We start from the raw sequence: 12,864 nt of genomic DNA, 5'->3' as shown, positions 1-12,864 counted from the left end.
CCGACCGAGGCGGCGGGCTCAGTGCGAGGCGGGCCTGGTCGGTCCTGTCGCAGGATGGATCTCGGCCGCCATCAGCCCCTTGGAACCGTCCCCGAAGCGCACGAGTACCTCCTGCCCCGGCCTCAATTCCGTCATTCCGAATCGCCGCAGGGTCTCCATGTGCACGAAGATGTCCTCCGTGCCCTCGCCGCGAGTGAGGAAGCCATAGCCCTTGGTTCGGTTGAACCATTTGACCACGGCCGCGACGAGATCGCTGGTCGGCACGACGGTGACATGCGTGCGCGACGGCGGCAGCTGCGAGGGATGAACCGCCGTCGTTTGATCCATCGACAGGATCCGGAATGCCTGGAGCCCCTTGTCGCCCTGTTGCACCTCGCAGACGAGGCGCGCACCCTCGGGCGCGGTGCTGAAACCGTCCCGGCGCAGGCAGGTGACGTGAAGCAGGACGTCCGCGCTGCGATCGTCCGGGACGATGAAGCCGAATCCCTTGGAAACGTCGAACCACTTGATGTGCCCCGAGATTACCGTCAGCCCGACGTCGCTGTTGCCCGACGCTTCGCTCTCGCCTCGTACCTGTGCAGAGATTCTCTCCGGCATTCGGGGGTTCCGCCTCTTACGCCAACCGAATCGCGACACGAAATCTTAGCATTAACTGTGCCGATCGAAGCAAGAGGCTTGCAACTGAATTTGCCGAATTTGCCCAGCATTACCGTTTGGTCATCCTTGATGACAACACAGAAGAGCATTGGTGAGGGGCAATCGCGTCAACTGCGCCAGAATCGTGGCTCCAGGGCGAATAGAACTGCGATTTTTTCGCAGTGCACCAACGCTTTGCGTCATTTAGTCGGAACAAACCCGTCTAGCGGCGGGTTCCGCTCGCCTGAGCACCGTTGATTCAACAACGAACTCTGGGAGAATTCCATATGACCAAGCTTCATGTTTTCGCCTCCGCTCTGACGATTTCGGCGGCAGCTCTCGCATCGGGTAGCGCCCTCGCCGATTGCTCGCAGGATCTGGCGGCGTTCAAGGGCAGCATGACCACGCAGTCGTCCGCTTCGACGGACACGAGCGGTCAGGCGGTGTCGACCGATGCGGGTCAGTCCGGCAAGGTGGCCGCGGACAAGACACCCGGTGACAAGGACCAGGCCGCGGTGAACAGCCCGGGCACCGAGACCTACACCGAGATGAACGCCGACAACACGATGGACGAGGGCAAGCAGTCGACCGGCGCGATGAGCGGCGTCGCACCGACCGCCGCGCTCGGCAAGGTCGCCAGCAGCAGCCAGGAAGAGGATTCGAACGCCTCGTCCAGCGGCCATACCACGGGCGGCGCTGCGGCGGCCAACGCGACAGGTGAAGCCTCCTCGCAGCAGGCGAGCAGCGCGAACGGCCAGTCCGGCGACGATGCGATGACGACTTCCTCCACCAATTCCGGCGCATTGGGGGGCATGGACCAGTCCGGCAGCGGCGACATGGTACAGACGCATCTCGCGGCAGCCCAGAAGGCGGCGGATGCCGGTAACGAAGAGGCCTGCATGACCGCGCTCGACGCTGCGAAGGCGGCGGCGAACCAGTAGGACTGAGAGCGGCCGGATGGATTCCTCCAGCCGGCCTCGCCGAGGTTGATGGTCCGCGGCGATTTGCCGATCTGCCAAGAATGGGGGCCCATCGCGGCCCCCTTTTCCTTGTTGCATGCTTGGTTTCGGTCGGTGCAGCGCTACCCTCCGGCACGCAATCGCGAACGGAGGTCATTTCATGCGCTACCTGCACACGATGGTGCGAGTGAGGGATATCGAGCAATCCCTCGACTTCTACTGCAACAAGCTGGGTCTGGTGGAGACCCGGCGAATCGAGAGCGAAAAGGGCCGCTTCACGCTGATCTTCCTGGCCGCACCCGGCGACATGCCCGGGGCCAAGGAAAACAAGGCGCCGCTGATGGAGCTCACCTACAACTGGGATCCCGAGGACTATGGCAGCGGCCGCAATTTCGGCCATCTCGCCTTCGAGGTCGACGATATCTACGACATCTGCCAGCGCCTGATGGATGCCGGCGTCACGATCAACCGGCCGCCGCGCGACGGGCACATGGCATTCGTGAAATCGCCCGACGGAATATCCTTCGAGCTCTTGCAGAAAGGTGACGCAAAGGCCCCGGCGGAGCCGTGGTCATCAATGCAGAATAGCGGAAGCTGGTAGAGACAAGGACGGGGCGGCAGGGCGCGGTGATCTTGCTCCTGCCGCAATCCGGCCATAGGAATGACTCGCCAGCAGTGGACGGGAGCTTTCGACAGGCTCTTGGCGGCTGTCCGGCGGCTGGTGGGGACCAGCAGCGGGGCAGGTTCGAATGGCAGAGGCAGACGGCGGCATCGAACGACCGTCGGCAGCGAGCGGGGAAGATAACGACAATGGGGGCATCGGGCATCCTTTCGATGCGGCGAGGACGCGGGATCATCGCGGTCGGGCTCGTGACGACGCTCCCGCTTCTCGCCTCCTGCGTCTCGGCGGTCGACGACACCGCCGCCTTCGGTTTCGGCTCGGCGCAGACGAAACTCGCGGCGAGTGAGACAGCCACGTCCTTGGACACCTCCGAAACCGCAGAATCGGGAAGCGTGACTGCACCACCGACCGAAACGGCTGCGGCCAGCGAAGCCGATGCCGCGCAAGTGGCAGATGCGGAAGCGGCAAAGGCGGCTGCGCCCTCCTCGACCAAGCTGTTGACCGAAGCGGCGACCCGGCCGAGCAACAAGGCGATCGCCGCTTATGCCGGCGCGCGGCTCGGCGAAGGCAATCAGGCGGGATCCGCCGGCCAATCGTCGTCGGGATCGCTGTTCACCTCGCTCTTCGCCAACGAGAAGGCTCGCACTCCGCTGCCCAACGCGGATAAGAATAAGAGCAAGCGGGTGATCGTCAGCCACGCGGTGGCCCCCAAAGCCGCCTACGACGACAATCTTCCGGGGGTCGACCCGACCTCGCTGTTCGAGATCGGCCAGCGCGAATCGGCGAACGAAGACGCGATGGAAGACGTCGTGACGTCGTTCCGCGTGGCCTCGCTCGGCGGCCTCGCCCGGATGGCGCCGAACGGTTTGATGGTTCAGCGGGACGACGTGCAGACGGCCTGTTTCCCGGCCAAGCTCGTCGGCATGTTGCGTTCTATCGAGCGCCGGTTCGGCAAGCGCGTCATCGTGACCTCCGGCTATCGCAGCCCGGCGCACAACCGCGCCGTCAACGGCGCCAAACATTCCCAGCACATGAACTGCAACGCCGCCGACATCGCGATTCCCGACGTCGATCGATTCGAAGTCGCATCCTATGTCCGGTCGCTTCCCGGTCGCGGCGGCGTCGGAACCTACTGCCACACCGCGGCGATTCACGTGGATGTCGGCCCGAAGCGCGATTGGAATTGGCGCTGCCGGCGTGCTCCCTCCCCCTGAAACGCCGGATATCGGCCTTTGGCAGCGCCGGATCGCCGGGGAAGCAGATGGATGAACCTCGGCTGCAATCCGGGGCTTGCGATCCGGAAAAATCCCCCCTATACAGCCACGCGCTGCGCCCATCGTCTATCGGTTAGGACGCCACCCTTTCACGGTGGAGAGAGGGGTTCGATTCCCCTTGGGCGTACCATTCCTCCCGGAATGGCTCACCTGTTCCCTGCGAAGTCAATCACTTACCGCCTCGAGGCACGGCTTGATTGGCAAGCCGATGCATAACATCATGTGCAACATGGCGGCTGATGTGGCGATCTCGAATCATCTCACGAAGCGCGGCGCCGTATGGCAGCACGTCCGCCGCGTGCCGAAAGACCCGCGCGGTAGCTTCCCCTCCTCGCAAATCCAGAAATCGCTTCAGAGGTCAGTCGACCGTCAGGCTCGAGAGGTGGCACTTGGCCTTCGACCAGCTTTGGGGAACGACTTCGCTCCGGGCCCGGCGCCAGCTCTGACCGATCGCTGCAGACTTGCGGCCCCATTCTCCTTCCTCGAAGGCCGTCAGGGCCTTTCCGGCCGCTTCGGCGTCCGTGGCTCGGTCGTCGCCGGGATCAGCCGGCCGCTACGCTCGAGCGCTACGATCTCCGCGATGGAATCTTGGCCTTGCGCGACAAGCACCCCGTCGACCAGTCCACAGTTCCAAGCGCGGCTCGGCATTGGCTTGCCGAGATACTGCGCGTTATGGTGCGCCCGGAAATCATCTTTGGTTCCATCGTCGACTCCTTTTCTGGACAGCGTCGCTAGACATCGGTGACACCACGGCGACGTCGCCCGGTCCTAGAAGAGGTCAAGCGTGAAGCGCTTCGAAACGCCCAACCCGAAGGTGAACTGGTTCTCGTCGCCGGCCTTCACGATCGGGGAATCCGCAGCATCGCCGACCAGCCGGCTGTAGGAGGCATCGGCATTGAGGAACCAGTCCTGCCGGAACTCGTATCGGGCGGAACCCGACATGCCGACACTCTTCAGGCCGCCCTTCGGATCGTAGGCGTCGAGACGAAAGCCGGTATTCGCCGATTCCGCGGCGGTCACGCCGAAATAGGTCTCAGTGTAATCCTCAGAAGCCAGGGTCGCAAAGGGACCGGCCTTCAGAACGAGTTGCGGCGTCGGCCGATAGATGGCGTTGGCACCCACCTCCCCGACCACGCCCTTGGCGCCGCCGAAGGCGTAGCGCGCCTCGCCGTAGATCTCTGCGAACTGCCATTCGTAACCGACGCTGATGCCCACCTCATATGTCGCGTCGACATCGTTAAGGCCGTCGAGAGCGTCGAAGTCATCGGCTTTCCGCTCGCCCCTGAACTCGAAGGCGGGGCTGATCGAGAGGCCGCCCTCCTCCGGGCCGGTGTCGCCGATATCGAACAGCCCCGGAATGTGGAGGTAGCCGAAGCCCACGATCGGCGAAGGAGAGATGGAATATTTGTCGGAGCCCTCGTATTCCGGCGAGACATCCCCACCGACGCCGAGTTCGATGATCAGGTCGACCCCGGGCGCAACTGCCGGCGCGTCCACAACCGGTGCTTCCGGATTTGTCGGTTCGTACTCCCCCGGATCGGCAGCCAGGGCGGCGGCGGAGACGGAGACTAGGGCAGACGTGGCGAGCAAGCACAGACGGAAGTTCATTTTTTCAGCCCCTTGGAAGTGGTGATTGGTCGAAACTGGTGGAAGGTTGCGGAAGTAGCTGCCGGCAGGGCCACGCGCCGGCGGGACCCCGCGAAACGCGTTCTACTGGGCGGCGAAGCATCAAGGCAGGCGCAGGATAGGCAGGCCCGGAACGAAAGTTCGGAGCCATTCCGGGTGTAGAACGCCGGGACGAAAGCGAGCAGGATCAGGCGTCCAACGCCGTCTGCCGATAGTGCTTCGGGTCGATCATCAGGATCGGCGCATCCTGCCACTGCGAAAGCCGCGGCAGAAAGCGCGGTACGCGCTTGCGATGGGCACCGTACTCGGCCTCGAAGATTGCGCGGGGCGCGATCTCCTCGTGCCGGTGGTCAGGCACGAGGAGCGGGCCGAGTGCTCCGACGACGGTCCAGATCGTCGTCTTGCGGCGCAACTGGAGTGCATCGAGATCGCGGGATGTGGTCGCTATGTCAGTCATTGCTGTCTCGCCGAGAAAGGAACGAAGATGGATGTCGTTCTCGTGCGAGATCAGTAGCCTCTGCGACGGCGGCCGTGAGCGTCGTTTTATGAAGAGATATTACTGGAAGCGACGAGCGGCATGCTTCGAGGCGCCGCTAGCCCGGGCAGCAATATCCGGGCGATCAGACCGCGGGGATGGTTGTCGTGGAACTCCAGTCGGCCGCCATGGGCGCGCACGATGTCGGTGACGATGGACAGGCCGAGGCCGAAGCTGGAACCACGACCGGTGCTTCGTGCGGAGTCCCCCTTGAAAAAGGGCTCGAGCACCTTGGCGCGCTGGTTGGCGGCGATCCCCGGCCCGTCGTCGGCGACGTCGATGCGGATCATCGAGCCGGCCCGTGCCAGCGTGATTGCGGCGCCACCGCCGAATTTAAGCGCGTTGTCACAGAGATTTGTCACCGCTCGGATCAGTGCGTTCGGCTTGCAGAGGCCGGTGAGACGATCCGGGCCTTCATAGGTCACTGCGAAGCCGACATCGGCGAAATTCGCCTGGATGGTCTGCATCAGGCTGGCGATATCGGTCCGCTCGGCTTCTTCGCCGGAAGCATCCGTCCTCAGATAATCCAGCGTTTCATTGACCAGCGCGTTTATGTGGTCGATGTCGGCGATCATCATCTCGCGCAATTCGCAGTCCTCCAGTCGCTCCGTTCGCAGCCGCAGCCGGGTCAAAGGCGTGCGCAGGTCATGGCTGACGCTGCGCAGCATGCGGGTGCGCGTGTCGACCATTTCCCTGATGCGGGTGCGCATGCCGTTGAGCGCGCGCGCGAGGCTGACGACCTCCTCGGAACCTCTTTCGTCGAACACCGTGTCCTCGCTGACGCCATCGGAGCGGTTCAGCTCCGCCGAGATACGCGCCAGCGGCGCCGTCACGCTGCGTACGGCGTAGATGGAGAAAAGCAGCATCAGCGTCACGAACGCGGAGACGTAGTAGCTCAGGGGGCTGATAACGTCGTCGGTTATGAACGCGCTCGGAAGGTTGCGCACCAGCAGCACGGTTTCGTCCTCGACGGGAAGCGACAGTGCCTGGCGCCCGTCGATGACGAAACTGCGCCCGCCGGCCGGCAACTCCGCGTCCGGCGGAAACAGCCAGCGGGTGAGCGTTTCAAGCCAGCCGGCCGGCGGCGAGGCAGCGATCATCGGCTTCAGCGCGGCATTGTCGGTGAGCGACAGGTTCAGAGTGGTCGCAGCCGCCGACCATCTGAGGATAATCGGGCGCTCGTCGGGGTCCGCCTGTTGCAGCAGGAGCGCCACCATCGACGCCCGCTCCATGATGACGTCGAAATCCTCGATGCCGAGATAGTCGCTTTTCCGCAGGCTCTCGATGCCCCGTCCGGTGATGACAACTGCCAAGACCGCAATGACGATGACCACGGTTATCTGGCTGCGGATGGTGCGGGGGGCCGTCCGTCGCCACAGCTTTGTCACGGTTCCACCGTCGCGGTGAACACGTAGCCACCGAGCCGCACCGTCTTCAGCAAGATTGGCTCGCCCGGATCCGCCTCGATCTTCTGCCGCAAGCGCCGCACATGCACGTCGACGCTGCGGTCGATCGGGCCAGCGAGCCCGGCATGGGTGTTGGCCAGCAATTGCTCCCGCGAAAGCACCTTTCCCGGATTTCGGCAGAACACCAGGAGCAGGTCGAACTCGGCCGTTGTCATGGCGACGCGTGCACCGGTCGGGTCGCGCACCTGGCGGCGCTGCGGGTCGAGCGTCCAGCCGTCAAAGCGCAGCGGCTTCAGGCTGTCGCGCTCGGCCGGCGCATAGGACGCACGGCGCAGCAGCGCCCGGATGCGCGCGGTGACCTCGCGGGCGCTGAACGGCTTGGTGACATAGTCGTCGGCGCCGATCTCCAGCCCGACGATGCGGTCGATCTCCTCGCCCTGGGCCGTCAGAATGATGATCGGAATGGTCAGCTCGGCCCGCAGCCGGCGGCATAGGCTGAGACCGTCCTCGCCCGGCAGCATCACGTCGAGCACGATCAAGTCGAAGTCCGATCGTCGTAGCAGCGCATCCATCTCGACGCCGTCGCCAGCGATTTCCGCCGACAGGCCGGCATCGGCCAGGGTAGCCGCCAGCAGGCGGGCTATCTCGAAATCATCCTCGACGATGAGAATGCAGGGTCGCTTGGTCGGTGGGCTCTGGCTCATGGCATTCCCGTTGAGGCCCAGGGTCGCCGAACTGTTCCGGGCGGTCATCAGGCCGATCCCTCTAGTTCTTCTGTCTCGACGGCATCAACCGTCGGACCGAAGCGCGACCATAGCCGATGGAGTAACGCGCCGACATCGCCGACGAGACAGTGGAGCGTCGGCACGACCACCAGCGACAGGATGGTCGACGCGACGAGGCCGCCTATCACGGCAATCGCCATCGGCGCGCGGAATTCGCCGCCGTCGCCGGACGCCATCGCTGCCGGGATCATGCCGGCGACCATGGCGAGCGTCGTCATCAGGATCGGCCGCACCCGCTCCGCCGCTGCCTCGGCCATCGCCGTGCGACGCGCCACCCCCGCCTTTTCGCGCTCGACCGCGAAGTCGACCAGCATGATGGCGTTCTTGGTGACGATCCCCATCAGCATCAGGATGCCGATGACCACCGGGAGCGAGATCGGCGTTGCCGTCGCCATCAGCGCCGCGACCACGCCGCCGACCGACAGCGGCAGCGTGACGAGGATCGTCAGCGGCGTCAGCACGCTGCCGAAAAGCAGGATCAGGACGATCATCACCAGGCCGAGCCCGGCGGTCATCGCGGTGGCGAAGCCGGCGAAGACATCGCCCTCGTCGTCGGAATCGCCCGTCGGCTGGAGCCTCACGCCGTCCGGCAGCGCCCGCACCGTCGCCAGCGACTGGATGGCATCGAGACCCTCTCCCGCAGTCATTCCCGCCGGGGTGTCGAAGCTGATCTCGATGCGCCGCTCGCGGTCGAAGCGATCGATATTGGCGACACTGGTGCCGAGCGTGATAGTCGCAATATCCGATAGCGGGGCCGCTGGCCCCCCGAGGCTGGGAATGCGCAACGACCGAAGCGTGCCGATGTCGTTGCGCGCCCAATTGGCGAGCTGCAGCCGGATCGGGATCCGGCGCCCATCCTCGACGAATTCCGGCAGGTCGCCGTCGCTGGCTCCGACGGTGGAAACGCGGATCGTGTCGGCGATGACCTTCGGGGAAATACCGGCATCCGCCGCACGTTCGGCGAGCGGCCGGATCTGGAGCTCGGGCCGTGCCGCCGCCGCAGTGGAGCTTGCTCCAACGGCAAAGCTGCTGGCCGCCAGCTCCTCGAGAATAGCGGCAGCGGCGTCTCCGGCGACCTGGCCCTCCTTGCCGAGGACGGCGAAGGACACGTCGCGGCCGCCCCGATCGTTGAGGATCTCGAACCTTATGTCCGGTACGGTACGCAGAATGTCCGCGACGACGGGTTCGAGCACATCCGTCGAACGCGCCCGCTCCGCCGCCGGACCGAAGTCGATGCGCACGGCCGCGCGCCGGACCTCCCTCAGGCCGGCGGCATTTGCCCCGCCCTGGATGAAGACAAGCCGCGCCTCGTCGATCGCGCCGATGCGCGATGCGATGAGCCCGGCGGTTTCCCGCGTCTCGGCCAGCGTCGCGCCCGGCGGCAGCTCGATCGAAACCGACATCCGGCCGTTGTCCTCCGGCGGGATGAACTCGCTCGGCAGGAACTGCGCCGACCAGATCGACACGGCGAACAGCGCGAACGCCGTACCGAGCGTAACCCACCGCCATGCCATCGAGAGGCGCAGCAGCCTGAGATAGCCCCGCATGATACGTCCCGGCGGGGCGTGTCTCGCCGGATGCGCGCGCAACAGATACGCCGCCATCAGCGGCGTGATCAGCCGCGCGACGAGCAGCGAGAAGAAGACGGCGATCGCCACCGTGAGGCCGAACTCGCGGAAGTACTGACCGACCACGCCGCTCATGAAGCCGACCGGCACGAAGACGGCGATGATCGTGGCGGAGATGGCCATGACGGCAAGGCCGATCTCGTCCGATGCGTCGATGGCGGCCCGGTACGGCTTCTTGCCGCTCTGGCCATGCCGGACGATGTTCTCGATCTCGACGATGGCGTCGTCGACGAGGATGCCGGTCACCAGGGTGATCGCAAGAAGGCTCAATATGTTCAGCGAGAAGCCGAGGAGGTCCATCGCCCAGAAGGTCGGGATCGCCGACAGCGGCAGCGCGACCGCGGCGATCAGCGTCGCGCGCCAGTCGCGCAGGAACAGGAAGACGACGACGACGGCGAGGATCGCCCCCTCGGCCAGGGTGCTCAGCGCGGCGTTGTAATTGCCGAGCGTCTGGGTGATGCTGTCGTCGATGCGCGTGAAGCGGGCATTGCCGTATTCGGCGGAAAGCTGCTCCAAAGCCGCCGCGACCTCTTCTGCCACGGTCACGTCGCTCGCCCCGCGGGCTCGGTAGACCGAGAAGCTGACGACGTCGCCGCCATCCAGCGTCGCGAAGCTTCGCGGCTCGGCAAAGCCGTCGACGACGATGGCGAGCTCGCCGAGCCTCGCCGTCGAACCATCGGGAAGCGCGATGGCCAGCCGTGCCAGTTCCTCGACGGTGTCGGTCGTCGCCACCACCGTGACCGCCCGCTCGCGCCCATCCACTTCGCTGCGGCCGCCGGAAAGGTCCAGATGCGTTGCGGAGAGCTGGGTATTGACCTGGCTTGCGGTTATCCCGAGGGCCAGCAGGCGGTCGGGATCGAGCTGCACCTGAATTTCGCGCGTCACGCCGCCCAGCCGGTCGATCCGGCCAACACCCGGCACGCCGCGCAACCGCCGGATGACGACATCGTCGACGAACCAGGAGAGCTCTTCCGCCGTCATGGCCTTGTCGGCGGCGGCGTATGTCACCACGGCCTCGCTCTCGACATCGACTCGTTCGATGACCGGCTCGTCGATCGTCGCGGGAAGGTCGCTGCGGATCTTCGCGACCGCATCGCGCACGTCCGCCACCGCCCTGTCGATGGGCACGCCGAGCTCAAAGTTGACCGAGCTCGTCGAAACGCCGTCGCTGATGGTCGAGCTCAGTTCGTCGACGCCCGACAGGGCCGAGATGGCATCCTCGACCAGACGCGTGACGCTGGTCTCCATCTCAGTCGGCCCCACACCGGAATCGGTGATCGTCAGGCTGACCTGCGGCACGTCGATCGTCGGAAAGAAGGTGATCGGCAGCTTCTGGAAGCTGTAGAGGCCGAGCGCCGTCAGCACCACGAACAGGAGGATGGACGGGATCGGGTTGCGGATCGCCCAGGCGGAGACGTTCATTGTACCGCGTCCGACGTCAGGATCGGGCGTTCGGACGAGGTCGCCATCGGATAGTCCACGCCGACAGGGGTCACATGGTCACCCTCGGCGAGGAAGTTTCCGGCGCGCAGCACGACTGTCTCGCCCGCCTCCACCCCCGAACGGATTTCGACGAGGCCGGCGGTCCGAAGGCCGGTTTCCAGGATACGGATTACAACGGTTCCGTCCTCGACGACCTGTGCGGTGACCCTGCCCGCCCGATCGCTCAGCGCCGTCGCCGGGAGGAACACGCCGCCGCGGCGCTCGATGTCCACCTCGCCGCGCGCAAAGGCACCGACACTGAGACTGCCGGCCTGCGGGATGCTGATGCGGGCGCGACCGAGACGGCTGCCCGCCTGCAACTCCGGCGCCAGCAAGCGTACGCGGCCTTCAAGCGGCGTGCCGCGCCCGAGCACCACGATGCCGGCTGCCTGGCCCACCGCCAGCCGCGCGAAATCCGCTTCCGGAATCTCCGCATCGAGTTCGATCTCGCCGTTCTCGGCTATCACGAACAGCGGCTCTGCGTTCGCGGACGTGAGTGCGCCCAGCTTGGCAGATCGCCGGAGGATGCGACCGTCGGTGGGCGCCGCTATCACCGTGCGCGCCAGCCGGGCTGCGATCTCCTGACCTTCGGCGACGATCACCCGGCGATCCGCCTGCGCCACCCCGAGCGATTGCTTTGCAAGCGCCAGTGCCGAAGCCGCCCGCTTCAGCATGGTCTGACGCAGTTCGAGCGTCTCGTCCGCGGTAAAGCCCCTGGCGCTCAGCTGCTTGCTGCGCTCCATGTCCGCGCGGGCCTGTACATGCGCCAGGGCGGCGTCCTCGATCTGGCTCTCCACCTGTTTTATCACCGCGTCGGCGCGGGCCAGACGGGCAGCGTTGGCACTCTGTTCGATGCTGATCAGCGTCGCGTCGAGCCGGGCCAGCACGTCGCCCCGCTGCACGATGTCGCCCGCCTCTGCCTCGACCGAGACTATGCGCACATCGGCAAGATCCACCTTCACGACGCTTTCCTCGCGCGCCACCAGCGAGCCGACGAAGTGGACACGGTCGGTCATGACACTCGTGCCCGCCGTCACGACACTGACGGCGGGCGGGCGTTCCTCAGCCATGGCCACGGTGCAACCGATGACGAGCGACGCAAGCACCAAGAAGGTCGCCCTTATTGGACGCAGGGATCCGACGCATCCGGCTGCAAGGCGGCACAGCATGAGCCAGGACATGATTGTCAAACTTGGAACCCGCAGACCCTTCAGATGCCGCTGACGCACCACCCTGGTAACTCGCTTTTGAGGCGCCCTCCTCCTGGTATCCAGGGACCGGCCCTCCCAAAAGTCGTGCCTAAATGAGACTGGGTGCATGCTGAACTCCGAGGACGACGGAGCCGCACGCAACGCATGACGTCAGCTCCGAGAACCCCAGAGCTACCCCGGACAACTACGGGTAGGGATGAAGAACAGTTAACTTATATTACAGCTCTACCACCCCTTTTCCTGGTCGGTCATCAGTCTGGCGCCTGAGGTAGACTCCAAGATCACACGACGCGATTTAACATTGCGTCCGGTTGCGAAACGGACCGACTGCTACGGCTTGTTTTATCCGGGAGAAAATCTGCCGCCGATATCGCGGTCCGGCACCTGTCCGCTCGCAACCCTTCGCGGCCATTCACCCGTCAGTGCACGTCCCTTGAGAGCGGACATCAAGTTCTCGAACTCATTGCGGGTGAAATGGCATTCATCCCTTTTTCTTCGCGGCCCTAGGTCGCGTCTGCATTCATTTTAGCCAGATCATGGCGCATGCGAGATGAACGAAGCCCATGAAGGCGGTGAGAGTTTTCTCACAGCGTAGGGTGATGCGCCGGAAGCGTTTGAGTTTGTTGAAAAAGCATTCGACTTGGTGTCGCTCCTTGTCGAGCGTCCAGTCGATGGGATGCACGCGTTTGCGGGTCGGGTT

Annotated in this window: 10 protein-coding genes, 1 tRNA gene and 2 pseudogenes; 5 read left to right on the top strand and 8 right to left on the bottom strand. The window is 64.9% G+C overall.

The features are described 5' to 3' along the window. Positions 1–18 precede the first annotated feature (18 nt). Positions 19–597, bottom strand: a complete 579-nt coding sequence (locus LH400_RS04555; protein ID WP_229151490.1) for a cold-shock protein — start codon at positions 595–597, stop codon at positions 19–21. A gap of 326 nt (positions 598–923) precedes the next feature. On the opposite strand from LH400_RS04555, the gene LH400_RS04550 reads away from it, so the two are divergent. From LH400_RS04550 to LH400_RS26260, 5 genes and pseudogenes are all read left to right on the top strand, one after another. Further along, complete coding sequence (locus LH400_RS04550) at positions 924–1,577, top strand: hypothetical protein (RefSeq protein ID WP_229151489.1); 654 nt, start codon at positions 924–926, stop codon at positions 1,575–1,577. Between the two features lie 178 nt (positions 1,578–1,755). Next, positions 1,756–2,196, top strand: coding sequence for a VOC family protein (locus LH400_RS04545; protein ID WP_229151488.1), 441 nt, complete (start codon positions 1,756–1,758; stop codon positions 2,194–2,196). Between the two features lie 380 nt (positions 2,197–2,576). Beyond that, a complete protein-coding gene (locus LH400_RS04540; RefSeq protein WP_229151487.1) occupies positions 2,577–3,431 on the top strand; it encodes a YcbK family protein in 855 nt (284 codons plus the stop codon). 115 nt (positions 3,432–3,546) lie between these two features. Then, positions 3,547–3,621 (top strand) — tRNA-Glu (locus tag LH400_RS04535). A 78-nt stretch (positions 3,622–3,699) separates the two neighbouring features. Beyond that, a pseudogene (locus LH400_RS26260) lies at positions 3,700–3,873 on the top strand (DUF6538 domain-containing protein); the annotation flags it as partial. A 386-nt stretch (positions 3,874–4,259) separates the two neighbouring features. On the opposite strand, the gene LH400_RS04525 reads toward LH400_RS26260, so the two are convergent. The 7 genes and pseudogenes from LH400_RS04525 to LH400_RS04495 form a co-directional block, all read right to left on the bottom strand. Further along, positions 4,260–5,099 carry a MipA/OmpV family protein gene (locus LH400_RS04525; protein ID WP_229151486.1) on the bottom strand — a complete coding sequence of 280 codons (840 nt, stop codon included), beginning with the start codon at positions 5,097–5,099 and terminating at the stop codon, positions 4,260–4,262. Positions 5,100–5,304: 205 nt separating this feature from the next. Beyond that, the gene (locus tag LH400_RS04520; RefSeq protein ID WP_229151485.1) at positions 5,305–5,574 is read right to left on the bottom strand and encodes a hypothetical protein; all 270 of its coding nucleotides are present in this window, start codon (positions 5,572–5,574) and stop codon (positions 5,305–5,307) included. 86 nt (positions 5,575–5,660) lie between these two features. Continuing rightward, positions 5,661–7,040 carry an ATP-binding protein gene (locus tag LH400_RS04515; protein ID WP_229151484.1) on the bottom strand — a complete coding sequence of 460 codons (1,380 nt, stop codon included), beginning with the start codon at positions 7,038–7,040 and terminating at the stop codon, positions 5,661–5,663. After that, complete coding sequence (locus LH400_RS04510) at positions 7,037–7,762, bottom strand: response regulator transcription factor (RefSeq protein ID WP_229151504.1); 726 nt, start codon at positions 7,760–7,762, stop codon at positions 7,037–7,039. The genes LH400_RS04515 and LH400_RS04510 overlap by 4 nt, the downstream gene beginning before the upstream one ends. Positions 7,763–7,809: 47 nt before the next feature. Next, positions 7,810–10,893 (bottom strand): efflux RND transporter permease subunit, encoded by a 3,084-nt coding sequence (locus tag LH400_RS04505; protein WP_229151483.1) that lies wholly within the window; start codon positions 10,891–10,893, stop codon positions 7,810–7,812. Beyond that, positions 10,890–12,059, bottom strand: coding sequence for an efflux RND transporter periplasmic adaptor subunit (locus tag LH400_RS04500; protein WP_229151503.1), 1,170 nt, complete (start codon positions 12,057–12,059; stop codon positions 10,890–10,892). Before LH400_RS04500 ends, LH400_RS04505 begins: the two co-directional genes overlap by 4 nt. A 625-nt stretch (positions 12,060–12,684) precedes the next feature. Continuing rightward, positions 12,685–12,864 (bottom strand): annotated as a pseudogene (locus tag LH400_RS04495) (IS5-like element IS711 family transposase); the annotation flags it as partial.

It is taken from the genome of Jiella soli (assembly GCF_020615385.1).
In the GTDB taxonomy this organism is placed as follows: Bacteria; Pseudomonadota; Alphaproteobacteria; order Rhizobiales; family Rhizobiaceae; genus VKMB-3413.
Note: the sequence above shows the minus strand (reverse complement) of the source record. Positions and strands in the feature narration are given on the sequence as shown.

Excerpts from the sequence above, each read along its gene's own strand:
- LH400_RS04550 (WP_229151489.1), top strand. The coding sequence starts at position 924 with ATGACCAAGCTTCATGTTTTCGCCTCCGCTCTGACGATTTCGGCGGCA.
- LH400_RS04555 (WP_229151490.1), bottom strand. The coding sequence starts at position 597 with ATGCCGGAGAGAATCTCTGCACAGGTACGAGGCGAGAGCGAAGCGTCG.
- LH400_RS04545 (WP_229151488.1), top strand. The coding sequence starts at position 1,756 with ATGCGCTACCTGCACACGATGGTGCGAGTGAGGGATATCGAGCAATCC.
- LH400_RS04520 (WP_229151485.1), bottom strand. The coding sequence starts at position 5,574 with ATGACTGACATAGCGACCACATCCCGCGATCTCGATGCACTCCAGTTG.
- LH400_RS04525 (WP_229151486.1), bottom strand. The coding sequence starts at position 5,099 with ATGAACTTCCGTCTGTGCTTGCTCGCCACGTCTGCCCTAGTCTCCGTC.
- LH400_RS04505 (WP_229151483.1), bottom strand. The coding sequence starts at position 10,893 with ATGAACGTCTCCGCCTGGGCGATCCGCAACCCGATCCCGTCCATCCTC.
- LH400_RS04510 (WP_229151504.1), bottom strand. The coding sequence starts at position 7,762 with ATGAGCCAGAGCCCACCGACCAAGCGACCCTGCATTCTCATCGTCGAG.